The 22,674-nt window shown below is 45.5% G+C and carries 25 protein-coding genes; 10 read left to right on the top strand and 15 right to left on the bottom strand.

Features of this window, described 5'->3' with window-relative positions:
• Positions 1 to 87: 87 nt before the first annotated feature.
• Positions 88 to 915: an inorganic diphosphatase gene (locus tag P2W84_RS12035; RefSeq protein ID WP_276090387.1), complete on the top strand. Its 828-nt coding sequence runs from the start codon at positions 88 to 90 to the stop codon at positions 913 to 915.
• A gap of 23 nt (positions 916 to 938) precedes the next feature.
• On the opposite strand, the gene P2W84_RS12030 is transcribed toward P2W84_RS12035, so the two are convergent.
• Together P2W84_RS12030 and P2W84_RS12025 are read right to left on the bottom strand one after the other, a co-directional pair.
• On the bottom strand, positions 939 to 1,721 hold the full coding sequence (locus tag P2W84_RS12030) for a hypothetical protein (RefSeq protein ID WP_276090386.1): 783 nt from the start codon (positions 1,719 to 1,721) through the stop codon (positions 939 to 941).
• 264 nt (positions 1,722 to 1,985) lie between these two features.
• A complete protein-coding gene (locus P2W84_RS12025; protein ID WP_276090385.1) occupies positions 1,986 to 2,312 on the bottom strand; it encodes a helix-turn-helix domain-containing protein in 327 nt (108 codons plus the stop codon).
• Between the two features lie 114 nt (positions 2,313 to 2,426).
• On the opposite strand from P2W84_RS12025, the gene P2W84_RS12020 reads away from it, so the two are divergent.
• The gene (locus tag P2W84_RS12020; RefSeq protein ID WP_276090384.1) at positions 2,427 to 3,200 is read left to right on the top strand and encodes an SDR family oxidoreductase; all 774 of its coding nucleotides are present in this window, start codon (positions 2,427 to 2,429) and stop codon (positions 3,198 to 3,200) included.
• On the opposite strand, the gene P2W84_RS12015 is transcribed toward P2W84_RS12020, so the two are convergent.
• Positions 3,167 to 3,592 carry a helix-turn-helix domain-containing protein gene (locus tag P2W84_RS12015; protein ID WP_276090383.1) on the bottom strand — a complete coding sequence of 142 codons (426 nt, stop codon included), beginning with the start codon at positions 3,590 to 3,592 and terminating at the stop codon, positions 3,167 to 3,169. The two genes, P2W84_RS12020 and P2W84_RS12015, sit on opposite strands and share 34 nt — an antisense overlap.
• 134 nt (positions 3,593 to 3,726) lie before the next feature.
• Between P2W84_RS12015 and P2W84_RS12010 the strand changes: the two genes are divergently transcribed.
• Both P2W84_RS12010 and P2W84_RS12005 read left to right on the top strand, forming a co-directional pair.
• Complete coding sequence (locus tag P2W84_RS12010; RefSeq protein ID WP_276090382.1) at positions 3,727 to 4,509, top strand: SDR family oxidoreductase; 783 nt, start codon at positions 3,727 to 3,729, stop codon at positions 4,507 to 4,509.
• A 109-nt stretch (positions 4,510 to 4,618) separates the two neighbouring features.
• Complete coding sequence (locus P2W84_RS12005; RefSeq protein WP_276090381.1) at positions 4,619 to 4,852, top strand: nuclear transport factor 2 family protein; 234 nt, start codon at positions 4,619 to 4,621, stop codon at positions 4,850 to 4,852.
• A 21-nt stretch (positions 4,853 to 4,873) separates the two neighbouring features.
• Here the strand turns inward: P2W84_RS12005 and P2W84_RS12000 are convergent, their stop codons facing one another.
• The 4 genes from P2W84_RS12000 to P2W84_RS11985 form a co-directional block, all read right to left on the bottom strand.
• Positions 4,874 to 5,407, bottom strand: a complete 534-nt coding sequence (locus P2W84_RS12000) for a dihydrofolate reductase family protein (protein ID WP_276090380.1) — start codon at positions 5,405 to 5,407, stop codon at positions 4,874 to 4,876.
• A 54-nt stretch (positions 5,408 to 5,461) separates the two neighbouring features.
• Positions 5,462 to 6,271, bottom strand: a complete 810-nt coding sequence (locus P2W84_RS11995) for an AraC family transcriptional regulator (RefSeq protein WP_276090379.1) — start codon at positions 6,269 to 6,271, stop codon at positions 5,462 to 5,464.
• Between the two features lie 39 nt (positions 6,272 to 6,310).
• Positions 6,311 to 7,330: an SDR family NAD(P)-dependent oxidoreductase gene (locus P2W84_RS11990; protein WP_276090378.1), complete on the bottom strand. Its 1,020-nt coding sequence runs from the start codon at positions 7,328 to 7,330 to the stop codon at positions 6,311 to 6,313.
• A 92-nt stretch (positions 7,331 to 7,422) separates the two neighbouring features.
• Positions 7,423 to 7,638, bottom strand: coding sequence for a hypothetical protein (locus P2W84_RS11985; RefSeq protein ID WP_276090377.1), 216 nt, complete (start codon positions 7,636 to 7,638; stop codon positions 7,423 to 7,425).
• A gap of 220 nt (positions 7,639 to 7,858) precedes the next feature.
• Between P2W84_RS11985 and P2W84_RS11980 the strand changes: the two genes are divergently transcribed.
• Positions 7,859 to 8,299, top strand: coding sequence for a hypothetical protein (locus tag P2W84_RS11980; RefSeq protein WP_276090376.1), 441 nt, complete (start codon positions 7,859 to 7,861; stop codon positions 8,297 to 8,299).
• A gap of 64 nt (positions 8,300 to 8,363) precedes the next feature.
• Here the strand turns inward: P2W84_RS11980 and P2W84_RS11975 are convergent, their stop codons facing one another.
• A complete protein-coding gene (locus tag P2W84_RS11975) occupies positions 8,364 to 8,684 on the bottom strand; it encodes an HPF/RaiA family ribosome-associated protein (protein WP_276090375.1) in 321 nt (106 codons plus the stop codon).
• Between the two features lie 390 nt (positions 8,685 to 9,074).
• On the opposite strand from P2W84_RS11975, the gene P2W84_RS11970 reads away from it, so the two are divergent.
• Positions 9,075 to 10,028 carry a GNAT family N-acetyltransferase gene (locus tag P2W84_RS11970; RefSeq protein WP_276090374.1) on the top strand — a complete coding sequence of 318 codons (954 nt, stop codon included), beginning with the start codon at positions 9,075 to 9,077 and terminating at the stop codon, positions 10,026 to 10,028.
• A gap of 69 nt (positions 10,029 to 10,097) precedes the next feature.
• Here the strand turns inward: P2W84_RS11970 and P2W84_RS11965 are convergent, their stop codons facing one another.
• Positions 10,098 to 10,238, bottom strand: coding sequence for a hypothetical protein (locus P2W84_RS11965; protein WP_276090373.1), 141 nt, complete (start codon positions 10,236 to 10,238; stop codon positions 10,098 to 10,100).
• A 52-nt stretch (positions 10,239 to 10,290) separates the two neighbouring features.
• Between P2W84_RS11965 and P2W84_RS11960 the strand changes: the two genes are divergently transcribed.
• A complete protein-coding gene (locus P2W84_RS11960; protein WP_276090372.1) occupies positions 10,291 to 11,079 on the top strand; it encodes a hypothetical protein in 789 nt (262 codons plus the stop codon).
• An 83-nt stretch (positions 11,080 to 11,162) separates the two neighbouring features.
• Entirely contained in the window at positions 11,163 to 12,233 is a 1,071-nt protein-coding gene (locus P2W84_RS11955; protein ID WP_276090371.1) for a HAMP domain-containing sensor histidine kinase, read from the top strand.
• Positions 12,234 to 12,262: 29 nt separating this feature from the next.
• Here P2W84_RS11955 and P2W84_RS11950 read toward each other — a convergent pair whose 3' ends face one another.
• The 4 genes from P2W84_RS11950 to P2W84_RS11935 are packed head-to-tail and all read right to left on the bottom strand — an operon-like array spanning position 12,263 to position 15,411.
• Positions 12,263 to 13,579 (bottom strand): HAMP domain-containing sensor histidine kinase, encoded by a 1,317-nt coding sequence (locus tag P2W84_RS11950; RefSeq protein WP_276090370.1) that lies wholly within the window; start codon positions 13,577 to 13,579, stop codon positions 12,263 to 12,265.
• Positions 13,580 to 13,590: 11 nt separating this feature from the next.
• Positions 13,591 to 14,265, bottom strand: a complete 675-nt coding sequence (locus tag P2W84_RS11945; protein WP_276090369.1) for a response regulator transcription factor — start codon at positions 14,263 to 14,265, stop codon at positions 13,591 to 13,593.
• A gap of 12 nt (positions 14,266 to 14,277) precedes the next feature.
• Complete coding sequence (locus P2W84_RS11940) at positions 14,278 to 15,132, bottom strand: hypothetical protein (RefSeq protein ID WP_276090368.1); 855 nt, start codon at positions 15,130 to 15,132, stop codon at positions 14,278 to 14,280.
• Positions 15,133 to 15,135: 3 nt separating this feature from the next.
• The gene (locus tag P2W84_RS11935; RefSeq protein WP_276090367.1) at positions 15,136 to 15,411 is read right to left on the bottom strand and encodes a hypothetical protein; all 276 of its coding nucleotides are present in this window, start codon (positions 15,409 to 15,411) and stop codon (positions 15,136 to 15,138) included.
• 212 nt (positions 15,412 to 15,623) lie between these two features.
• Between P2W84_RS11935 and P2W84_RS11930 the strand changes: the two genes are divergently transcribed.
• Together P2W84_RS11930 and P2W84_RS11925 are read left to right on the top strand one after the other, a co-directional pair.
• Positions 15,624 to 16,415 (top strand): DUF4382 domain-containing protein, encoded by a 792-nt coding sequence (locus P2W84_RS11930; protein WP_276090366.1) that lies wholly within the window; start codon positions 15,624 to 15,626, stop codon positions 16,413 to 16,415.
• Positions 16,416 to 16,422: 7 nt separating this feature from the next.
• Positions 16,423 to 16,920: a hypothetical protein gene (locus tag P2W84_RS11925; protein WP_276090365.1), complete on the top strand. Its 498-nt coding sequence runs from the start codon at positions 16,423 to 16,425 to the stop codon at positions 16,918 to 16,920.
• A gap of 9 nt (positions 16,921 to 16,929) precedes the next feature.
• Here the strand turns inward: P2W84_RS11925 and P2W84_RS11920 are convergent, their stop codons facing one another.
• A complete protein-coding gene (locus tag P2W84_RS11920; protein WP_276090364.1) occupies positions 16,930 to 17,823 on the bottom strand; it encodes a PorP/SprF family type IX secretion system membrane protein in 894 nt (297 codons plus the stop codon).
• A gap of 21 nt (positions 17,824 to 17,844) precedes the next feature.
• Positions 17,845 to 22,527 (bottom strand): FG-GAP-like repeat-containing protein, encoded by a 4,683-nt coding sequence (locus P2W84_RS11915; RefSeq protein ID WP_276090363.1) that lies wholly within the window; start codon positions 22,525 to 22,527, stop codon positions 17,845 to 17,847.
• Positions 22,528 to 22,674 lie beyond the last annotated feature (147 nt).

The following is a 22,674-nucleotide window of genomic DNA, read 5'->3' as shown; positions in this document are numbered from 1 at the left end:
TGAGGAGCATTATCCCTCCTGAATATTCTTGGCAGTAAACTATACCACAGGCCAATTGTTTGATCAATTGAAACGCACCTTCTTTCCATGAAAAAACAGCACGAAAAAACATCCTGGACTACGGCAATCATAGAAACGCCGAAAGGCATGGGCATTAAATACGACTTTGATGTGAAATTGGGCTGCTTTAAGCTTAAAAAGGTTATGCCGGCTGGCTTGGTATTTCCATTTGACTTTGGCTATATTCCTGGTACAACCGGCGGTGACGGGGATCCATTGGACATTATGGTCATTTCTGAATTTGCTACTTTTCCGGGCTGTGCCCTGGATTGCCGGATCATTGGTGCGATTAAAGCGGAGCAGCAGGAGCGCGACGGCAAGCGGATGCGCAATGACAGGCTCATTGCGGTAGCCGGGGTTTCCAGGCAATATGCAGCGGTAGAAAATTTGTCTGATCTACCTAAAAGTTTGCTGGGTGAATTGGAGTATTTTTTCAGCAACTACAATGAACAGGCAGGCAAAGTATTTAGCCCTCTGGAAAGAATAAGTGCCAAAGCGGCGTCGGCCATGGTCAAAAAATCTGAAAATCCTAATTTGAAGGATATGCTGGTGCAGCTTTTTGTTCCTTTGAACGACAGGCAAGGGCAGCCTTTTCCGCAACAATTTTACAGCAAGCTAAGCGAAGAGTTGAAGGAGCGTTTTAGAGGGGTAACCGTCTATTCTCGTGCGCCCGCTAAAGGGATCTGGAAAAGGGATGCCCAGGATACTGAGCTGGATGAATTGCTTATCTATGAGGTGTTGATCAATGCCAGGGAAACAGAATTTTGGATTGATCTTAAAGAGAGGCTGGAGCAGCAATTGAAACAGGAGGAAATTTTAGTGTTGCTGAGCGACACCCGGAAATTGATGGAATGATCAGGTTTTGCCGAAATACCCAACTAATAACATGGAGATTTGAATTCCTGGTATTCGAAGGTAAGATAAAGTGTCACCGTTCCTTCTTGATTAACAGATCTTGCCGTTAACGGATAGCCGTCCGGGTTGTAAGTGTAGGTCATTGTACTTATCTTGCTTACCCCATCTGTTACCTCTTCAATTTCTGTAACTAAGTTTGCTGAGGTAAAATCAACAGGCCCTGTCTGGTACCTGGTAAATCTGTTGACAAATGGATTTAGTTTATCGTTATATTTATATCGGTACACCGTGCCTTTGCCATTGTCGAATGTGATCATATTTCCGTCCTTCCACGTGTATTTTTGTGTCAGGACAATATTGTCAGAGGTTTTCTGTAATTTGGAAACAAGTCCGTCAGTATAGGTGTAGTCGTTAACCGATTCAAAGGTCAGCTGATTTCCTTCATAATGAAATTCATTGACCTGTATTGGACCGGCGTCTGATATATTCAAAGCCTGAAATAGCGTACGTTTAACCGGGGATGCGGCACTATCTGTATGTTCGACCTTGTAAACGGAATTAATAGAACTATCGTAGAAGAATTTCGTAGTTTTCAAGCCATCTGTTATTTGAATGGGGCGGCCATATTCATAACTAAAAATCATGTTTACAGGACTCACGCTGCCATTGCTTTCGTGCTTCATTCCACTTACTTTCGTGACCAGGATCAATGGAGAACAGGGGTTCATATTCTCATCCGGATCTTTTTTGCTGCAGGATAAAATAAAAATTGCTGCGGCAAATAGTAGTGTCAATTTGTATTTCATAGGGTTGTACTTGTTTTCGGGCTAGCACGTTTTCGCTTAAAGATATATAAAATATTCAATTAATTGATTCTGTGGCGCTAAAATTAAAAGATAATTGTGAACGGATAGAACTTTGAATCTTATGAAGGCCTAAAATCCGGTTATTTGCTCTTTGGGGTCATCATAATTTTCCAATGCTTTTTCCAGGTTTTGCTTCATTTGCTTTACCAGGATTCTTGGTTCTGCATTCGAGTGCTGCCAGACGGGAGTTTTTTAACATCAACTTCAATTTACATACTCAAGTCCCCATTTATACAGCTCATTAATTGAATTTTCTAATTTTTTGCCTTTTGGAGTAAGGTTATATTCTACTGTGGGCGGTACGGTTGCAAAAACGTCTCTTGTGACAATTCCATTTGCTTCCATATTCTTCAATTCCTTTACCAACATGCGGGTATTAATTTTTGGTATCATTCGCTCTAATTCGCTGAAACGCTTTTTACCTTGAAATAGCGCGTAGATAATTGACATTGACCATTTTCCGCCGATTACATCTAAAATTTCCTGAAGTGCGCAGCGTTCATCATTTTTTTTAATTTTTTTTTCTTTCATAATGATCTGATCTACAGCAAAGCTTTACCATATGGTATCACTATACATAAGTGTTCCTACTTTCAAAAGTAAAGTAACATGTTTTACTTTACAACTCATTTTTAAATAAAAATTATGGAAAAAACATTAAAAGGGCAGGTCGCTCTTGTAACCGGCGGAACAAAAGGCATTGGTAAAGCCATTGCTGATAAACTAAGTAGCAGAGGTGCTCAGGTGGTCGTAACTGCACGAACTGCACCAAAAGAAAACATAAATGGACATTATTTCATCGCGGCTGACCTTACCCAAGCACAAAATGCTGCAGCTATAGCTAAAGAAATTATTGAAAAATATGGCAGGATAGATATTATTGTCAACAATGCAGGGGCTAATTTAAGCCCGGGTGGCGGCTTTGATACACTTTCGGATGAACATTGGTATAATGACTGGCAATTAAATTTTCTATCTGTTGTCAGAATTAATAAGGTACTATTACCTGCGATGATTAAACAAAATAGGGGTGTAATCGTCAATATTTCTACCGGTGCCGCAAAATTGCCAATCTGGGAGATGACAATGTCCTATTCTTCTGCAAAAGCCGCATTGAACACATATAGCAAGGCCTTGGCAAATGAATTGGCGCCGAAAGGGATACGTGTCAACGTCGTCTCACCAGGTGTTGTAAAAACACAGCTAATGATGGATTTTATAGAAAATATTGCAGATTCTTCAAATATTACCGTTGATGATGCTTTTAAAGGTGTGATGGACAAGGTTGGAGTTCCTATAGGCAGAATGGCCGAGCCTGAGGAAATTGCTAGTCTGATAGCTTTTTTGGTTTCTCCGGAGGCCAGGTACATTACCGGAACTAATTATTATGTAGATGGTGGCGCGTTACCGACAGCATAAAATGCGGAATCCTGATTAGTGTCGTCCAGTTCCGAAGTTTTAATTTGTTTTAAGATTGCATCCCGTAAACGGTCTTGATGTTCATCGCCCCATTGTCCTAATGCGGCAATCAGGGGAATAATTGTCTTACCAAATTCAGTAAGGCTGTATTCTACTTTCGGCGGCACAACAGGATAGATTTTTCTGGTAACCAGTTCGTGTCTTTCCAATTCATTCAACTGCATGTTCAATACCCTGCGTGAAGCATCGGGTATTTTGCGTTGCAGTTCGCTTGGGCGTTTATGTCCCTGATCGATAAACCAAAGCAGGCGTATCTTCCATTTGCCATACAGTACTTCACCTATCAGGTCGAGTCCGCAATTCAGGTTCGGTATTACTTTCCTTTCATACATATCGCAAAATTAAACCTATATCCCATGTTGAGCAATAGGGGAAAAACTTATCCCTATCTGAATCGTAACTCCGTACTTGTGAGGCGCTAATGTACTTCAGAGATTTGTACAAAGAAATTTAAAAGACAATCAAAATGGATTATCAAAATGAACTGTCATGCAAAATTGCCCTGGTAACAGGAGGTACAAAAGGAGCCGGAAAGGCAATTGCAGAAAGGCTGTTGCAAGGTGGTGCAACGGTAGTGATCACTGCAAGGAATGCTCCTGAAAAAGAAAACAGCAGTCTGCATTTTATTCCTGCTGACCTGAGCAAGGCAGAAGATGCGCAAAAAGTAATCAGCGAAGTGCTGTCAACCTATGGCAGACTGGATATCCTGGTCAACAACCTTGGTGGTTCCTCCACACCCGCCGGTGGTTTTTCAGTGTTGAACGATGGGGATTGGCTATCTACACTGCAAGCTAACCTACTTGCTCCCGTCAGGCTTGACAGAGGATTTTTACCACAAATGATCGATCGGAAAAGTGGTGTTATCATTCACATCGCTTCCATCCAGGGCAAATTGCCGCTGTATGATTCGACCTTGCCGTACGCAGCTTCGAAAGCAGGATTGATCAATTACAGTAAAAGCTTATCGAATGAAGTTGCGCCAAAAGGTGTCCGCGTGCTCACTGTTTCGCCGGGATGGATAAATACCACAGCATCGGTAGCCTGGTTGGGTGAGATCGCGAGAAATGCAAATAGTACTGTAGAAGAAGCCCAGCAAAGTGTAATGGACGCCTTAGGTGGAATACCTTACGGCAGACCCGCTGAACCAGATGAAGTAGCTGAATTAATTGGTTTCCTCGTTTCGCCGAGGGCCAGTTATCTAACAGGAACAAATTTTGTCATTGACGGCGGAACGGTACCAACTATTTAATAAACCAAAATAAAGAATTATGAACTTACCAAGAGTAGTATCGGATTTAGTAAAAACACAAAACAGCTTTGATAGCATTGCTTACGCAAATTGCTTCTCTTAAACGGCCGTGGTCCATGATGAAGGCAAAACGCACAGAGGACGAAAAGAGATCACACTTTGGATCGCGGATGCCAACACGCGATACAAGGCTACCATAGCGCCGGTCAGTTTTGAAGAAAAAGGATCGGAAAGCATTTTAAGGGCAAATACCTCGGGGAAATTTGCCGGAAGCCCTATCGTATTGAGTTATCACTTAGAGATTGCCGATGGATTGATACAATCTTTAAAGATTACAGGATGAGTTGCTAGTAAAAGTAAGTTACTACTTTTTGCGCTTGTAATGCAGTTGCGACAATCCTGTATCAAATGTCTTGGCTGTAATAAACTGGAGTGTCTGCTCAGGTCTTCCATCTTTAAATAGTCGTGTGCCATTGCCCAATAAAACTGGAATAACCGAGATTATAAACTCGTCAATCAAGTCATGCTTCAATAGTTCGTTGATGATTTCTGCTCCACCGTCGCAATAGATGTTTTTGCCGTTTTCCGATTTTAAATGATCAACCAAAGCGGTTAAGCTGCCTGTATAGAAAGTTGTTCTGCCGACTTTCGGTCTGTCGGTTCTGGTGATGACATAGATATCTCTTTGTCCATTGTCGTAGTGGGATGCCCCGATTTCGCTGACTACATAGTCATATGTTTTCCTGCCAATAACTATAGTATCGATATGGGAAGTAAAATCCGCGTAGCCATAATCTTCTCCTTCTTTTTCTACCATTTTCAAAAAGCTCAGGTCATCGTTGGGTTTTGCAATATAACCATCCAGGCTCATCGCAATGAAAAGTGAAATTTTTCGCATTCTTTTCTCGGTTAATTTTTTGCAAATGTACTGCTCTTTTACCTGATGTCGTTGCTAAGATCTGGAAAGCATATTGGGCGAAACTCCGTATTTCTTTTTAAAGATATAGGAAAAATGGGAGAGGTCTTCAAAACCGACTTCCAGATAAATCTCTGTCGGTTTTTTCTTTTTTTCTACCAGATGATAATAGGCCAGTTCCAATCTTTTATCTGTCAGCCACTTTTGAGGAGTGGTATTGAATAACTTCCTGAAATCCCTGTTGAAGGTTGACAGGCTGCGGCCTGTTAGATAACCCAGTTTTTCCAGCGACATGTTGAACATAAAGTTGCGCTGCATAAAATCGATAAGATCGATCTTGCCCGGAACATCAAAATTGGCTAAAACGCTGTCCACACTCGGATCGATCAGCCTTAGGATACTAATGGCCTCTTCGATTTTAAGTGTGGCGAGACTTTCCGGAAATTGACCTTTCAGCTCGAAATAGGGTATCAGCGAAGCCAGGCAGCTTTCCAGCAAGGGGTGATTGCTGAAGCAGTATATTTTCTGCCTGGGCTGTATTTTTTTAGCGTAGTCAATTTTTTCGTAGAACTTTTTTAGCCGCTCCGTGGACAAATGCATGACTACGGTCTGATGTGGCAGGCCATTTTTTGGATAATTGATAATCGTGGCAAGTTCATTCCGTGGGATCAGGAAGATATCGCCTGTTTTGAAGCTGAAGGTGGATTCGGCCTGTATGATCTTGGTTTCTCCGGAAATAAACCACACCAGCATATGATCATCAAATATCAGGTCAGACTTGAATAGCTTATCTTCATAACTGGAAAGCTTGATGTCTTTGGTCAGGTATTTGGATATATGCTGCATTGCTATAAAAGCTATAAAATTATTATTTTTTTACATGGTTTAATTTATATTAAACTCTATTCCTGTCATTTCCTGAGTCAGATCCCATAGCTTTTTGGCATTGCTTTCATCCAACGAATAGGGCATTACGCCACTTTGGTGTAGCTTAGCTTTGGTTTTAAACGAAGGATCTTCTGTAAGCAGTTCGGCTATATCTGCGTCTTCGCAGTAAACACCGCCGATATTGTTAAGTAATGGACTGGTGGCAACCCATACTGAGGTTGCTGCACCTTGCGGTATAGTCTTCAGGCTGGCAAGTATTTCCGGCCGCATATTTCCATGTTCATCAAAAAAGCCCATCTGTTTGAACAGTTCCGGGTCTGCATCTCTTGCCAATTCTGTTCCTGCGATTGAACCCGGATGTAATGAATATGCCCTTACCTGATGTGATTTTGCCCGGTTATCCAGTTCAAGTGCAAATAGGTTACTGGCTGTTTTTGACTGTCCGTAACTCAACAACGTCTGATATTCCCTATGTCCGAAGTTCGGGTCATCGAAATCAAACGGGGCCATGTGGTGTCCCAGTGAGGATACATTGACTACACGTGCTCCGGTGGCATCTTTTAATGCAGGCCATAGCCTCGCCACCAACTGGAACTGGCCAAAGTAATTGGTTGATAACTGGGATTCGAAACCGCGACTATCTCTTTGCAAAGGTACCCACATGATCCCTGCGTTGTTGATCAACAAATGTAGTGGTCGGCAGGATGCCAGGAATTTTTCGGCGAATGCGTCGATGGTTTCAGGCTTGGCAAGATCCATGGTTTCGATTTCCACATTTGGAATGCCCTGCAGGTTTTTCCTCGCCTTTTCAATATCTCTTGCCGGTACGATAACCGTTGCTCCCGCTGCTGCCAGTACTTTTGTAGTTTCCAGGCCAATTCCGGTGTTACCACCGGTGACGATGGCGATTTTTCCTGTAAGGTCAATGCCTTTGATTACTTCTGTTGCTGTCGAGGTAGCATTAAAACCTGAACCTAGTGGGTGTTGCAGTGCGCCTTGATAATTGTTCTTTTTCATTCTGTTTTTGATTGAATGTTAAGACAAATTTAGGCGGCTGCCGAAAGGCAGGTTTTGTTTAGCGTGTCATTTAACTTTGTTTATAGTGTCAGTTACCCTGATTTCTTTGCGGTAGCAAAAATGATGATCCCGCCAATCAACAGCAATCCGCCAGCGTAAGGTGGCCAGTTGACGGACTTTTCTTTATCGGCTGAAATCTGGATTGGACCAGCGTCCACGATTTTTTCTTTCTTGGTGTATGTGAAACCTGTCCAAACAAGCATAACGACACCTAGTACAATTAATATCAATCCAACGGTTCTGTTCATGGTCTTAATTTTGGTGTAAAAACAAGTAGGGTGACAATTTGTTCGACGTTACCGGGTATTTACCGCTGAAAGTCAACCCGGAATTAACCCTTTCCATTGAGCATCCGTACGCTGTTAAACACCGTGTGAACTGATTCTGTATAATGATCAGTATAACGATTTATCTGCTTTGAATTGTTTATTAGCCACAGAAGCGTTATCTTCAGTAAAAACCGGTATTATGAAAAGCCTTACATCACTTTGCTTCCTGATATTGCTATTGTTTGCAGGCGGCCGCCAGGGGTTTGCTCAAACTGAGTCTCCGCTAACCCAGGTCGCAGACACCACCATATATGATGACCGTACAGGGTCTGACGGACATGAGCTGATCCTGCCACAAATGGCGCTGAGCATGCAGGAGTACAATAGCTTTTTCCATAAGCATTTTATTTCTTCCAAGATTATGCAGGAAAACAAGATATATACCAAATTGGAAGTAGCCAGAGTCATCGAAAAGGACGGCACGGTATCTTCCTGGAATGTCACCGGTGTCGGTCCGGCAGAGGTGAAATCTGAAGTGGTAAGAATACTAAAGCTCTTGCCTCCATATACACCCGGCCTAAGGGACGGTAAACCAGCCAGGTTCCGGTTATATCAGCCTTTCGAATTTAAACACAACTGAATAAACTTGAATGAACTAAGCTGAGCAGGTCCATGTAAAGTGATTAAAGTTGAGATATTTATTACTACCTGACTTCATTCAACTTTCCGAATTCGGTCTCGAGTACCCGTTTCATTTTTGCGATCGCGCCGTCTACAGCTTTGTCCAGAGTATCAGCACTAGCACTTACAGTGTGAGGATTGATTGAATCTGCACGAACTTCTAAAGCACACCGTTTGTCATCAGGTCCGCTTTTTCCTGCATTTTCATCACTTAAATGTATAATAATGCTGGTAATGTGGCGCTCAAACCTGCTGAATGCAGCGGTAATTTTGCTATCAAAGTATCCCTGTAAACGCTCATTCCCGTCGATGTTCCTGTCCGTGTTGATTTGTATCTTCATCATGTTTGTTTTTATGTTGTATTATAGTTGAAACATGGAGTTATGTGTTTTTGTTTGGGGGCTCTAGCCGATGATTTTGACTAAAAAAGGGAGTTCCATCCGGTGCTCCCTTTTATCAACCCTAAAAAACATGCTACTCGTATACAATACGCTGGTGACTAGTAGTTATTTTGTTAATCATCAACACTTTGAGTTGAATCCGTATTAACTCAGACGCTTTTGCGTTTTATTCTGAGAATCAGGTAGTAATACGTATTTTGGTCCAACTGGCTGAAGGATGAAGCATTAGACCGGATCGCAGCTATTGTCCGGGGGGCAGATACAGACCGTTATGATTTTGCGGCCCAGTCAGCGGGTCTGAAGGAAATGATTCAGGATCAGTTGGACACTAACATGACGTTCAGTTTGCAACAGGCCTCTGAGGAACTGGAGATCAACCCAGCCTATCTGTCCAGGGAGTTCTCCAAATATTTTGATAATCTTTCCTTTGGCGAATACATGCGTAAGCTCCGGATCGACAAAGCTATTCAATTGATGGAAAATGATCGTTATTCGTTAAGCGAAGTAGCCTACCTGACTACCGGAAAAATATCCTACCTGGTAAGAAAGATACAAATTAGCAGAAACTGCGCATATCTTTATCTTTGCCGGATGATTGACAGGACAGCATTGTTAGACAACCCGATCTGGTCTGCGCTTTGTTCAGATAATTCAGCTTTAGGTAGCGGGACAGACCAGGTAAAGTTGTTTGACCTTGATATTGCTCCATTTGGGGCGGTTAAAGAGGATACACCGGAAAATTTCAGGGAGCTTTATAATAGGACAGAAAGTAATAGGGTGGTGGTGATGTTTTCACCGAAGGCAAATCTTGATACCTTACCTTTTGAGACTATAGCAAAAATTCCCGGCTATCAGATGGTATTTGAGGGAATACTTCCAAAAGCTATAGTAGGAAGTGATCCGGTCTCTCTGGCCGATGAAGATGTCCCTGCAATGCTGGCCTTGACGCAACTCGCCCAACCGGGTCCTTTTACGGAACGGACAATTGCTTTTGGCGGGTATAAAGGGATCTTTGAGGGTAATATTCTTGTGGCGATGGCCGGCCAGCGTTTAAAGTCAGGAGGTTATACGGAGATCAGTGCTGTATGTACTCACCCGGAACATAGTGGGAAAGGATATGCGCGAAGCCTTATCCATTCTGTTATACGTGATATCGTTGCTACAGGTAATACGCCTTATTTACATGTCAGGACAGACAATGCCAGGGCGGTAGCATTATACCACAGGCTGGGATTCAGGATTCGTACCGATATCTGCTTTTATGTTTTAAAAGGTTTAGATAACTAAGTATCATCCAGAGTATGGTGCAAGTATTTACACAGGATTGTTACTGGTCTTTCTGTTTTAATAAACAGGTCAGGCACTCCGTCTGATACGACGGGTAATAGGAAGAGATACATCTGTTACCGATACCAGTACCGTTAGGTCATGATAGTCCCTCTGGTAGATACTGACAATAGTAAAAGGAACTTTAACTATAGCGTGGGTTTCTTTCATAAACAATACTATATTTATCTTCTGAACGGGGAAAGCCACGGGATTATCATCTATGCTCAAATTCAGTAGATATCTGGTCATTATGCTGGCTTTGCCAGTCTTCATCTTGTCCTGTAAAAAGGAAACTAAACCACTGACTGAAACGGTGAAGAAATACCGGCTTAAAAGTTATCGCAACAACGATTACACCTATTTTCTTTTCTACCAGGGTGGGAAAATCAGTACGGTTATCGGGATGAATTCTGACAATCAGAACAGGGAACAGCATACTTATTTTTACCAGGGAGACACATTGAGCCGAATCGAGGTCAAGGCCCGTGCGGGTAATGGGGATCCTTTTCATCCGGTACTGGTAGTTGAATATTTATGGTCTTCTGCAATGGAGTTAAGCATCACTGCGAAAAGACTCTTTCCGGACAGCGCCTGGGCAGCTAAAAGTACTTTTACCTTCAATGATGCCGGTCATTTGGTGAAGGAGGTCTATTACCGGACTGCTGACGGGGCATACCGCAGTGAATCCAGCTATACACCTGATCATGCAGGCAATCTTGTTAAGTGCAGGGTGCTTGAATTCCGTAATTACGCTCCTGTACAGTTATCAGAAATAACCACAGAATTTGACAGCAGGCCGAACCCATTGTATCATGTAGACCTGCCTGGCGTAGGCGCAGAGCAATACAATGCAAACGTCTGGCAACTCACCTCTGTCAAACCCTTTCTTCGGGATGCATCAGTCTATAAACCCCGTCTGGAATTTAATGAGGAAGGTTTGGTAAGCGGGATCACAGTCAATTTTACAAACAGTACACGTGTACAGCGATTTAACTATGAAGCCTTTTGATCTGGTTCAGTTGCATGTTGTATGAGCTTTCAAGAACATTTCCAGATAAATCACTGTTATTGCAGTAAACAGCTTTACCATCTATGGAATATGACGCATCCATGCGAGAGCGGCTTCGGTTTTCGGCCAATGTCCATTTTGTATATGACGTCGCAGCCGGTCGGTTCAGTTTTATGCATCCTATGCTTGCTGATCTCTTCGGACTGGACAAAGTAGAAGCAGATTTAGCACCCATCGTCGGCCAGATACATCATGAGGATATCCAGGTGTTTAAAGGAATATATCCGGGATTACGCCGCAACACATTTACAGGTTCCGTAACCATCCGTGTGATTAATGATAATAAATACAGCGTGTTGCGCATCGTCCCTATCTTAACAAGCCAGGGAAACGATTTTCTGATAGTGGGATCTGCCGAAGACATTACCGGTGAGACGGAACACAATGAGTCTATCCTGAAATATGCCAATAAGAAAAACTCTGTATTGCACATGCTGGGTCATGATCTACGGGGCCCTCTGAATATAGCCCGAACGTTACTGGAAGTAATGCAAAAGCAGATGACCGATGGCAAGATGCTCGATCAGGCCTATAGTGTCAAAAGTATTCTTGAATCTTCACTCCGGCTGATCAATGACCTGCTGACCAGAGAATTCCTGGAAACCACGGAGCTGGTGCTGGTCCGTAAGCGTACAGATATTGTAAAAATGATCACAGAATATCTCGATGAATATATGGTTTCTGAGACAGTAGGACGCAAGATCGGCCTTTCTGCTTCCGCTGAGCATATTTTCATGGATATCGACGATGCCAAGTTTATGCAGGTGCTGAATAACCTGATGTCAAATTCACTTAAATTTACCAGGGAAGGCGACTCGATCATGCTTACGATTAGTGAACTGGATGACCAGGTTAGATTTGATTTTTCGGACAGCGGCCTGGGTATTCCCCCGGATAAGCTGCCAACACTTTTTGAACGGTTCAGTGATGCGGGGCGTAACGGACTAAATGGAGAGCCATCAGTCGGCCTCGGTCTCTCCATCGTTAAACAGATCATTCAGTGGCATGGTGGCAGCATCTGGTGCGACAGTGAGGAAGGGACCGGTACGACAATGCACTTCGTATTGCCTAAATCTGGTACTCAGTCCGGGTAATGAACGTATGAATCCGGGCGCTCTGAAGATTATATTGCACCTGAAAAAATACTGACAAAGCTACTGCCTGTTCCTGTCTTTGAACTTGCCCTGATCTCAAAGCCGTGGTAAACTGCGATACTCTTAACAATAGACAATCCGAGTCCATAGCCGGTAGTAGTGCCCAGGTTTGTTTTGCGGAAACGGTCAAATATAAAGGGAAGTTCTTCCTGAGGAATGCCTATGCCGGTATCGCTGACGGTTATGGTGTAAGCCTGCGGGGTCCTCTGATCTGTAATGCTGATACTTCCGCCGTATCTATTGTATTTGATGGCATTATTGATCAGGTTATAGAAATACTGGAACATGAGGTCCTGGTTGACTTCAGTCAATACAACGTCGGGAGAAAGGTTAATTTCCAGGTGAAGTTTTTTTTCTTCCAGTCTGTGCCCGATTTCCTCTACTACTTCGGCAATCAGTATGGCAGGCCGGACATGATCTGTTCTGGCAAACTGATCGTTCTCAATTCGGGATATAAACAGCAATGATGAAGATATTTTTTTAAGCCTGCCCAGCGTCTTCATCATCGCAATCACGGCCATAGACATCTCTTCGGTAATATGTTCTTCTGCGAGCAGGTTTTCCATCTTCGTTTGCAGGATACTGATAGGAGTCATTAACTCGTGTGATGCATTGGCGGTAAACTCCCGTTCTTTCTGGAAATCGGCACTGATCTGCTCCATTAAACTCATAAGTGATTGATCCAGGTACCGGAAGTCTTGTGTGGTTGTTTTCACCGGCGCTACCGGTTCTTTGAAAGGGAATTTCCGGTTGATGAGCTTGGTCCTGATGATCTGACCAAGCGGACGGATGAGGATACGGGTAAAAATTAGGTCAACGAGCAGGGTAATAGCTATAAGGCCCATCAGCATATAGAGTGCGATCCGCTGAAGCGGTTTGTTGTATTGATTGATACTCGCGGTGGTTTTTCCGATCTCAAGGAGGTAATTTTTGTTACCTTCCCTGAAGGTATAGCTGAGTACCCTATAGCTGAGGGTATCCTGTTCTACAATACGCCTGGTTGTCCTGATGGTATCGGTACTTGTTGTATCGGAAACCGGTTCCAGGGCAATATACTCTTGTTTGAGCATGGTATAGCTGCCGTAACTCGAATCGCCCTGCAGATAAAATGACACGCCATTTTTGCGGATGCTGGTCATCACTTTTCTTTGCTGGTCGCGTAATGAGTAATTGGTGTACTGTGATGCGATCCCGGATATGAGGAAAGGCAAAGAAATAATGAAGAGCAGGGCAATGGCCACCTTGGAACCGGTAATGTAGTAGATAAGTTTGGCCGATAACTTCATGTGCTGTTTGTTTATTTCCTGATGCGGTATCCTACTCCGCGCACTGTTTCAAGCCATTCTGTCCCGGCAAAGACATTGAGTTTTTTACGGATGTTCTTGATGTGGGCGTCGATATAGTTGGAGTCATAATCGTCATCGGCAAAGGTGCCCCAGATGTGCTCACTTAACTGCATACGGGTCAGCACCCGGTTCTTATGGAGCAGTAAATAACTAAGCAGGTCAAATTCCTTCCTGGAAAGTTCGATTTCGCTATTGCCGTGGAGTAATATCCGTTTTTGCAGGTTAACCTGGAAATCGCCAAGGGGGATGGTCTCTTCACTGATGCTGAACTTCCGCCGTGCAATAGCCTGCATGCGCGACTGGAGTTCTAATAATGAAAAGGGTTTGGGAAGATAATCGTCAGCACCCAGATCCAGCCCCTTAATACGATCTTCCAGGTTGCCGCGGGCAGTAAGGATAATGTAAGCAGCGTCCGGGTTTTGTTTTCTTGCTAAAGAGAGGAGATCAAGTCCGTCACCATCTGGCAAACCAAGATCGAGAAGGATGAAGTCATACCCGTTCACAGCGATCTGTTCTTTCGCCTGAACACACGTATGGGCAAGATCGCAGATATAGAAGGCCCTTTTCAGGAAGGTTTCCATTTCATAGGCCAGGGTTTTTTCGTCTTCTATGATGAGTACTTTCATCTATTCCGGGTGCTAAAACTGGTAATAAAATGCGAGGTTCAGGTAGTGCTGGTATCGTTTGGTCTCAGTTGCGGCATCCCTTCCGATAACTGAAAACTGGTAACCGGCTTCAGCCATATAACTGGCACGACTGTAACTGACCGGTATCCGAAAATTGTAACTGAGCATATTGAAGCTGGTGTGGGATTCTGTGATGGTTTCGGTTGCAGGCTTGTTGCTGCCCTGTCCCTTTCCGTTGTTCCGTTTCTCTTTTTCCCGCTGATAGGTAGTAAGAAAATGTTGTGTACCGCCGACGAATTCGATAGCCGGTTCAACTGATATCATATCCTCACTGCTGAACAAGGTGCCGAGCTCTATATCCTTTGATTGCGTAATTGTGAGGAAAAGATCGTTCTCTTCGCCAAACGCGTAATCGGCAGAGAGGACACTTTTGGACCACGCCCAGTTGTAACTGGAACTTAAACTGATGTTATTGGGATTTGAGGCTTGTAAAAGCGGTGAGTTCTTTGGGAAAAAAGAACGGGTATAAGCCAGGCCGGCACTGAAGTGCTCATTGAAATCATGGTCATAACCAAGCCCCAGATCGGTCTCTGACAAGCCTCCGCCTACATTCAACAACTGGTAGCCACCGGCTGAAAAGTAAAGTCCAGACGGTAGTCTTAAAGTAGCATTGGCCAGTACATAAGGAAGTCTTTCGGCTGTCGACTGCCCGTAATAATTGACATTGTTGCTGTATAACGCAGCTAAGGTTAATGTTGGCTTCTCATTTTCCTGTATGCCTGTCCCGGAGGGCTGCTGAGCATATAAGCTGTTGCAAAAAAACAATAACAGAATGGGAGCGGGGGTAAGCCAGGCAATAGCTTTCATAGATCAGGGTTTCTTGATTTTAGGGCGCACCACCTTAATTGGTTTCACTTTAGCCTTTACACTGGCGGGCTTGAGCTGCTTCCTGGACCTGGGTACTTCCTTAATATCAGGCTTGTGTATATTGTTCCTGACTTCCGGCTGGCTGACCTCTGTCTGTTGCTTTTTATTCTTCTTTACCTGCTGTGCAGCAGATGCGAAGGGTAGTATACTGAATAGGACCAGTCCGGCGATAAACGACGGGGATTTGACAAGAAGACGGGATGTCGATGGCTTTTGCATGCTCATATGGTAAATATAGAAAGTTTGCCCCTTTCGGGGCAAACAATCACTCCCCTAAAAACTTCTTGATTTGCTGCTTTTTCAAATCAGTATCGAAGTTCAGCACCGAAAATGAATTTAAGATGAAAAACAAAAAGGAAAAAAAAATAAGATTTCATGTGCATTTCATGTTGCGTATTGAGCTTTGGACCATAAACTAAAAATCTGTAGCTATGAAAACGCAATTTATGTTACCTGCGCTCCTGATGCTGATGTTGTCAGCACTGGCTTTTACAGGATGTAAAAAAGACAAAGAGATGGAAGGCACAACCGTGGTACAGATCAGGATGACCGATGCACCTGGTGATTTTGATAAGATTAACCTGCATGTGAAAGAGGTGATCCTGGTGTCTGAAGGAAAGCCTTACTCTTTTGAGGTGAGTAACGGTGTATTTAATGTCCTTGATTTCCGGATGGGTACCGCTACTCCCGATCTGCTGATCGCCAACGGGGAAATGCCTTCCGGGAAAGTTTCAGAAGTAAGGCTGGTACTGTATGATTCCGGCAATACGATCGTAGTAAATGGTGTGGAAGAAGACCTGATAACACCAAGTGCACAAAGTTCGGGATGGAAGGTAAAACTTAATGAGAACCCTGAGCTGCTTCCGGGAGCCACTTATACCTTATTGCTGGATTTCGACGCCGCCAGATCGGTTTTGCGCACTGGCAATGGTAAATATATATTAAAGCCTGTGGTAAGGGGAATTGCTGCCGCTACAACAGGATTGATTACCGGAACAGTATTGCCGCTTGACGCACATCCTGAAATACTGGCCATTTCGGGTACAGATACTGTAGGGACTTTAGCAGATGCCGTAACCGGAAGATTTACTATCGGCGGTCTGGGCACCGGAAACTATCAGTTGAAAATTGTCCCCTTCGAGGGATATAATGAGGTCGTATTACCCAAAGTATCGGTTATCGCAGGCCAGCAGACGGATGCAGGTATCATTGAACTAAAATAATGTAAACATGAAAAAAATCATCTTCATCATATGCTTTGGACTTACCGCAGCGGTTGTCCCGAAAGCAAAGGCACAAGTCAGTATCAATGTAAACATCGGCTCCCAGCCTCTCTGGGGGCCAGCCGGGTATGATTATGCCGATTATTATTATCTGCCAGAGATAGAGACTTATTATTCTGTGCCCCGGCATCAGTTCATTTATCTCAGCAACGGGCAATGGGTATTTTCCTCAGGGCTGCCTCCAAGATATGCAGGTTATAACCTCTACAGGGGGTACAAGGTGGTGCTCAATTCGCCACGTCCCTACCGTTACTTTAATGATCACAAAGTGAAATATGCTGGTTACAGATCGATGCACAACCAGCTTGTGATCAGGAATAGCAGGGAGCCGAAGTATTTTGTGGTGAAAGGACACCCGGGGAAGGCCAAAGGCCATTATAAAAGGCATGATGGCCAGGGCAGGGGTAATGGTGGCGGGCGAGGCCATGGCCATGGCAAACACTGAGGTTATGCGCTATTCTCCGGGAAAGTGGAAGGCTACATTTACCTCGAAATTGTTGCCGAGGCCACGAGTGGTGGCGGTAGTGGGAGCGGTGTAGATGGCTTGGAAGTCTAATCCGGACAGTCCGCTAAAACCAAATCCGAAACTTGCGGCCTTAGAAGAGTGGTAAACGGAGAGGAACCGGAGCCGGCCCTGCATCAGACCTACCTGTACCCCTGCATCAACAATGTGGTCTGCACCCTTGATCAGCCTGAATGCTGCCTTAGGCTCTACAAACCAGCTGTCCATCCCTTCCTCAAACGAAAACCTGTAGGCCGCCGCACTGAAAAGTAATGCCCGGTCGACAGTGATCCTTTCCTGTTCTCTGGCGAAAACCTGCTTCAGATGCGGTACTGCTGCCTGCAGGGAAAATGCAGAAGAAGTGAAGGCAATGCCAAAGGAGCCGTCCAGAAAGGTCTCTCGGTCATTTAACCTGGCAACAGAGGGATCTATATCTCCCTGGATATCTGCAGGATTGATGCGCTCATTCATAAATCCTGCACCAAGTCCGAAGTGCAGGTGGGAACCACTTACATTCAGCGGGATATGATAGGAAAACGTACCAAATCCTTTGGTTTGCCTGAGCAGCCCGGCTTTGTCATTGAACAGATTGACCCCTATGGCTGCCCTGGGACTTAGCTGGTATTCGCCGGTGAGTGACTGGGACATCGGCCCGCCCGGCGTATTTGAAAATTGCTTCCTTATCATTGCACTGAAGGTGAGCCCGCTCCTGAGGCCCCCCATTGCAGGATTTGCAAGATACTGGTTGAAAAAATATTGTCCCGCAGGAGGATTCAGCTGTGCGCTGGTCAGTAACGGCACAAACATCGGGGCCGCAATAAAAAGAAGGATATGTCTGAGTTTCATATATAAGATGTAAATGGTAAGCTAGCGACCGTCCCGGACAAGGGTAATGAATCCCCTTATTACCGTTTTTCCGTCACCTGGATCCAGGATATAATAATAGGTGTCTTCCGCCAGCGGGCTTCCGTTATAGGTGCCGTCCCAGTCATTGGCATAGCCCTTTTTATAATAAAGCAACCTGCCTGCACGGTCAAAGATCCTGACCTGGTTCCCTTTATAAAGCTCGATGTTCTTTATGGTCCAGGTATCATTGATGCCGTCTGCGTTAGGTGTGATGATATTCCCGGCAGTAATGACTGGGTTTTGCGGCGGTTCAGGTTCTTTGTCCCTGACAGTTATGGTAATTTCTGCGATGGCCCCGCAACCCAGGTTGTTGCTGACGTTGACCCTGTAAACGGTAGTTTGCTGTGGCTGTATGGTCAAAGATGCCTCGTTTCTTGCTCCAATTATACCTGGGGCGTCTTCCCAGTTAAAGGTGACCCCTCCTGCAGCTTCCAGTGTCAATGTCGTGCCCCTGGTTATCTCTGTGCCGGAGGGAGAGGAGATGGTGGCGGAAACAGACGACACAGTAACGGTTTTTGCAGAGGTGGTCTTGAGCAAACCATTAGTAAAGGTCAGCTCTGCAGTGTAATTACCGCTTTGGGTAACTTTCAGCGTCTTGCCGCTTTGTCCGTTAATAGCCTGGCCATCTTTCAGCCATCTGTAACTGCTGGCATCAGAGGCGGTAAAGGTTACGTTTTGTCCTTCGCAGAAGTTGAGTGGGCCGTCAGGTATGATCTCGGCCTGGAAATAAGTTACCCGGATCAACTGGCTGACCGACGGCGCCGGATTATAGTTCTCATTGCCTGGCTGGCTGGCGGTAATATTGGCTGTACCATTTCCCTGGAGGCGTATCTTTCCATTTACTATGGCAGCCACAGCAGGATTATCGGAATGGTAACTGACCGTCAGTCCCGATGAAGCAACTGCACCCGGGTCATAGTCTGCATCACCTTCATATTTAACCGGAATAGCGGCAAAAGCGATGGTCTGATCTGCCTTGGCAATGGTCAGTATCTGTTCTCTACTGGCAGCCGCTTCATAAAACTCATTTCCCGGCTGACTGGCAGTGATCTTTACCGTACCGGCCTTAACGATATGTACTTTTCCGTTGACGATCGTAGCTATGGCTGGGTCTGCGCTTGCATAACCGACCGGTATTGTACTGTTGCTGCTCTGTGCCCCGGGCTCAAAGTCAGGCGTTCCAAATACTTCTGTCCTTGTACCGGCAAAGGTGATCTGCTGGCTCAGCTTTCCGATCGTGAGTACCTGAACAACCTCGGGTGCCGCTTCGTAGTAGTCATTTCCGGCCTGCGTGGCCCTGATAGTTACCGAGCCGGGCTTCAGCAGATGTATCTTTCCGTTGACAATTGCAGCGTTAGCGGGGTCATCACTCAGGTATACAACAGGTATCCCCGGATTGTTACTTACAGCTCCCGGCTCAAAATCAGGGGTATTGAAAGGTATGGCGCGGGTCGCCGCAAATGTAATGGTCTGGGCGGCTTTGGCAACGGTTAATTCCTGCACCACATCTGTTGCAGGATGATAAAGGTCACTACCTGCCTGGCTGGCGGTAATGCTGACCTTACCTGGCTTCACAATATGAACGGTGCCGTCGCTGCTTACCGTAGCTACCTGGTCGTTGTTACCTTTATAGGTGACGGGTATCGTACTGTTCGTACTGGTCGCACCAGCCGGAAAATCAGCGTCGCCATAGGTTACAGTACGTGAAGGGGCAAAGGTAATCGTCTGGTCTTCCTTAATGATGATGTTGTTGCGGGCAATGTAAAGTGAATTTCCTCCGGCCATTACCAGGTCAGGCTTACCGTCATTATCGAGATCGCCTGTAATGCCCGGTCGTGAAGCGCCGGTAACAAAACCCTCCGCATTTTCAAAGCTAATATTGCCCGGTGTCCCGTTGTTCCTGAAAAGGGACAACTGAGGACTGACATCGGAAGTAACGACCAGGTCTGCCTTACTGTCTCCATCGATATCGTTGATGCTGATGCTCCAAAGCGTACCTGTTGCTGCAGTCAGATCGGTCTGGGTAAAACTGAAGGTACCGGCAGACGAATTGTTTTTCAGGACTGAGACCGACCGCCCGGGATATCCGTTGAATGCGATTTCCGGTTTTCCGTCCCCATCGATATCGCCCGTGGTGAGGTCCCGGACACCATAATTGTCTGCCTGAACGAATGGGGCTTCGAATGAGCCGGGCTCTATTTTCCCCGGAACACAGCGGTTGCGGTAGATATAGATACCCGAGCCTCCTGAAGCCACAATGTCCGGCTTGTTGTCGCCATCCAGATCGCTCACAGACAGGAGATCGAATGACTGATTGTTGAGGTACACCGGTGCAGCGAAATCCAATGTTCCGGCACCATCACTGATGTTATGGAGGATTTCCAGTGTCGTATAACCTCCCTGTGAGCTGCCACCAACCAGGTCGGGCTTGCCATCTCCGTCTACGTCAGCCACTTCGAGTCCGTAGGTAAAGCTGCCGATCAGAAATTCCTCAGGGGCGTCAAAAGAAATGTTTCCGGTAGCCGATGTGTTTCTGAAAACATACAAACGCGCTCCGTAAGGTACAAGCAGGTCCGGACGGCCGTCTACATCGACATCGCCGATTGCATACCTGCTGGTCTGCATGCCAGGTGTTTCCAGGATGATCCGATCTAATGTGCTGGTATTGAAACCACCGGCCGATGAGGTATTCCGGTATAATGCGAAACGGCTTACACTGCCGCTTCCGACAATGATATCGGTTTTTCCGTCGCCGTCAAGATCTGCTATCCTGATCTCGCTGGCCTGCCCGCCGCCTGCTTCAAATGTGACCTGTGGTGAAAAAGTTTTGCCATTTTCAAATGGCTGCCCTTTAGCGTTGTTGAAAGTGATATTAAAAGCATGTGTTGAGGAAGCCATAAGATCAGATGCGGTATTAATTACCGTGATGGGTTCATGAGTGGCCCCCGAAGGTACGCTGACTTCCAGGCGGTCTTCAGTAGCTGAGATTATTGCGGCCTTTACACTTCCAAAAAATACGGCGTTGGACGAGGCGTCACTGTTAAAATTTGTTCCGGTGATCACTACCGGTGTTCCTACTGGTCCTGAAAGTGGGCTGAAGGCAGTAATGGCAGGCGGGAATACCGGAGTCGCACTGGCGTTCGCAGATGGCGTACCTTCATTATTTACATTGTCGACAGCTGAAACCCGGAAATAGTATTTTGTACCGTTTGTAAGGCCCCTCACTGTGAATTTTCTGGTGGGGGCATCGACAGTACCCAACAGGGTTGCAGGATCAGCGCTGGTACCACCGTAGACTTTGTAACTGACCAGGTCTGGTTCGGTTCCGGCATTCCAGCTAAGGACAATCTGCGTACTGCCGGGACGGGCGGTTAGCCCCGCTGGCGTACCAGGAGCTGTAATGTCTATTGTATTCCGGAATATGGAAACAGAGTGGCTGATCTGGTTAGCCGCAACCAGGTCAGGTTTACCGTCGCCGTCAAGATCAGCCGCGATCACCTGATGGGTATAGGTCTGACCGGTATTCAGCGTAATCTGAGCATTAAATGAGCTGGCATTAATTTGTCCAGGTACTGATTTGTTTCGTGACACATAGACAGCGGAATTGACAATTGCACTTGAAATGACGTCTGGTTTGGAATCGTTGTCCAGATCGGCTATATCCAGCCCAAAGTTGGCGTATCCAATGGGAACCGGCGTATCTAAGGTGAAAGGCCCTGATCCTGTATGGTTATTTCTGAACACAACGAGGCTGTTTGCCTGGCTGACCACGATGTCGGGTTTGCCGTCACTGTCCATATCAGCAATCTTAAGCCCTTTAGGCTGCGCGCCGTTATCAAAGAAGACGGGATCGGTAAAGGCGAGCTGACCTCCGGCTGGGGAAGTGTTGAGTATTATCGATAGTTTTCCGTTATTTCCCACTGTAATGGCGAGATCTGGCTTGCCATCCGCATTGAGGTCTGATGCATCGAAGAAATTTGCGATTGAATTGGCGGGACCACATTCAAACACTTGCGCCGGGCCGAAGCTCATTTGCCCCGGTATTGACAGGTTAGGAAGTATCACGATATTGGAAACGATGCTGTTGGCCCCTGTAGATACCGCTATTTCCGGTTTTCCGTCACCATTAAAGTCCGATACAACTGTAGCAAATGGATAAAGTATGCCACCCAGCGTAATGCTGCTGGAAGTGAAGGTGACCGAGGCCGCATCTGTTGTCGTATTATGATAAATGGTCAGGCTTCTGTCTACTGCGTTGGCAACAATGATGTCCGGCTTTCCGTCGCCATCGAGGTCTTTGACCGTAACTCCGGATGTAGCGCCCGTAGCCGGTACTGTCGGCAACACTATTTTAGGAGCGAAGCTAATGCTTCCTGGTGCTGAAGCATTAGGGAAGATCGTAATTGAATTGCTTTCGGTATTGCTGACCACAATATCTGGCTTACCGTCGCCGTTCAGATCGCCTGATGCAAGATAGCGGGGAGAATTACCGTCCGTGGGCAGGTTCAGGGGAGCGCGGAATGAGTTGTTATCGAAGATGCGTTGTGCCTTAAGTACGGGTGTACCTAATGAAATGCAAAATGATGCTGTTAAAACTATGACCCTGCGGGATAGCGCATTGAGACAAAAGTTCCGTTTGTTCATAGGTTTTTTTTGGGCAAAACTACAGGCCGGTGCCAATAGCGGGAAAGTATGTAGTCAGACAACCAGTTTTTAAGCATATAATGCAATAAAGCAGGTATGAAAGCAGTGACAGGCAAGTAGTGGCGCACTATGGCAATTCCCGGTAAA

The organism is Pedobacter sp. JY14-1 (assembly GCF_029269825.1).
GTDB lineage: Bacteria > Bacteroidota > Bacteroidia > Sphingobacteriales > Sphingobacteriaceae > Pedobacter.
This window is presented reverse-complemented; position numbering and strand designations above follow the sequence as displayed.

What these genes read in the sequence shown, in the direction of transcription:
- P2W84_RS11920 (WP_276090364.1), bottom strand. Translation starts at nt 17,823, where the DNA reads ATGAAACTCAGACATATCCTTCTTTTTATTGCGGCCCCGATGTTTGTG.
- P2W84_RS11980 (WP_276090376.1), top strand. Translation starts at nt 7,859, where the DNA reads ATGAAAAGCCTTACATCACTTTGCTTCCTGATATTGCTATTGTTTGCA.
- P2W84_RS12030 (WP_276090386.1), bottom strand. Translation starts at nt 1,721, where the DNA reads ATGAAATACAAATTGACACTACTATTTGCCGCAGCAATTTTTATTTTA.
- P2W84_RS11925 (WP_276090365.1), top strand. Translation starts at nt 16,423, where the DNA reads ATGAAAAAAATCATCTTCATCATATGCTTTGGACTTACCGCAGCGGTT.
- P2W84_RS11990 (WP_276090378.1), bottom strand. Translation starts at nt 7,330, where the DNA reads ATGAAAAAGAACAATTATCAAGGCGCACTGCAACACCCACTAGGTTCA.
- P2W84_RS12000 (WP_276090380.1), bottom strand. Translation starts at nt 5,407, where the DNA reads ATGCGAAAAATTTCACTTTTCATTGCGATGAGCCTGGATGGTTATATT.
- P2W84_RS11935 (WP_276090367.1), bottom strand. Translation starts at nt 15,411, where the DNA reads ATGCAAAAGCCATCGACATCCCGTCTTCTTGTCAAATCCCCGTCGTTT.
- P2W84_RS11995 (WP_276090379.1), bottom strand. Translation starts at nt 6,271, where the DNA reads ATGCAGCATATATCCAAATACCTGACCAAAGACATCAAGCTTTCCAGT.
- P2W84_RS12025 (WP_276090385.1), bottom strand. Translation starts at nt 2,312, where the DNA reads ATGAAAGAAAAAAAAATTAAAAAAAATGATGAACGCTGCGCACTTCAG.
- P2W84_RS11930 (WP_276090366.1), top strand. Translation starts at nt 15,624, where the DNA reads ATGAAAACGCAATTTATGTTACCTGCGCTCCTGATGCTGATGTTGTCA.
- P2W84_RS12010 (WP_276090382.1), top strand. Translation starts at nt 3,727, where the DNA reads ATGGATTATCAAAATGAACTGTCATGCAAAATTGCCCTGGTAACAGGA.
- P2W84_RS12020 (WP_276090384.1), top strand. Translation starts at nt 2,427, where the DNA reads ATGGAAAAAACATTAAAAGGGCAGGTCGCTCTTGTAACCGGCGGAACA.
- P2W84_RS11950 (WP_276090370.1), bottom strand. Translation starts at nt 13,579, where the DNA reads ATGAAGTTATCGGCCAAACTTATCTACTACATTACCGGTTCCAAGGTG.
- P2W84_RS11960 (WP_276090372.1), top strand. Translation starts at nt 10,291, where the DNA reads ATGCTCAAATTCAGTAGATATCTGGTCATTATGCTGGCTTTGCCAGTC.
- P2W84_RS11915 (WP_276090363.1), bottom strand. Translation starts at nt 22,527, where the DNA reads ATGAACAAACGGAACTTTTGTCTCAATGCGCTATCCCGCAGGGTCATA.
- P2W84_RS11940 (WP_276090368.1), bottom strand. Translation starts at nt 15,132, where the DNA reads ATGAAAGCTATTGCCTGGCTTACCCCCGCTCCCATTCTGTTATTGTTT.
- P2W84_RS11945 (WP_276090369.1), bottom strand. Translation starts at nt 14,265, where the DNA reads ATGAAAGTACTCATCATAGAAGACGAAAAAACCCTGGCCTATGAAATG.
- P2W84_RS11965 (WP_276090373.1), bottom strand. Translation starts at nt 10,238, where the DNA reads ATGAAAGAAACCCACGCTATAGTTAAAGTTCCTTTTACTATTGTCAGT.
- P2W84_RS11955 (WP_276090371.1), top strand. Translation starts at nt 11,163, where the DNA reads ATGGAATATGACGCATCCATGCGAGAGCGGCTTCGGTTTTCGGCCAAT.
- P2W84_RS12035 (WP_276090387.1), top strand. Translation starts at nt 88, where the DNA reads ATGAAAAAACAGCACGAAAAAACATCCTGGACTACGGCAATCATAGAA.
- P2W84_RS11975 (WP_276090375.1), bottom strand. Translation starts at nt 8,684, where the DNA reads ATGATGAAGATACAAATCAACACGGACAGGAACATCGACGGGAATGAG.
- P2W84_RS12015 (WP_276090383.1), bottom strand. Translation starts at nt 3,592, where the DNA reads ATGTATGAAAGGAAAGTAATACCGAACCTGAATTGCGGACTCGACCTG.
- P2W84_RS11985 (WP_276090377.1), bottom strand. Translation starts at nt 7,638, where the DNA reads ATGAACAGAACCGTTGGATTGATATTAATTGTACTAGGTGTCGTTATG.
- P2W84_RS11970 (WP_276090374.1), top strand. Translation starts at nt 9,075, where the DNA reads ATGACGTTCAGTTTGCAACAGGCCTCTGAGGAACTGGAGATCAACCCA.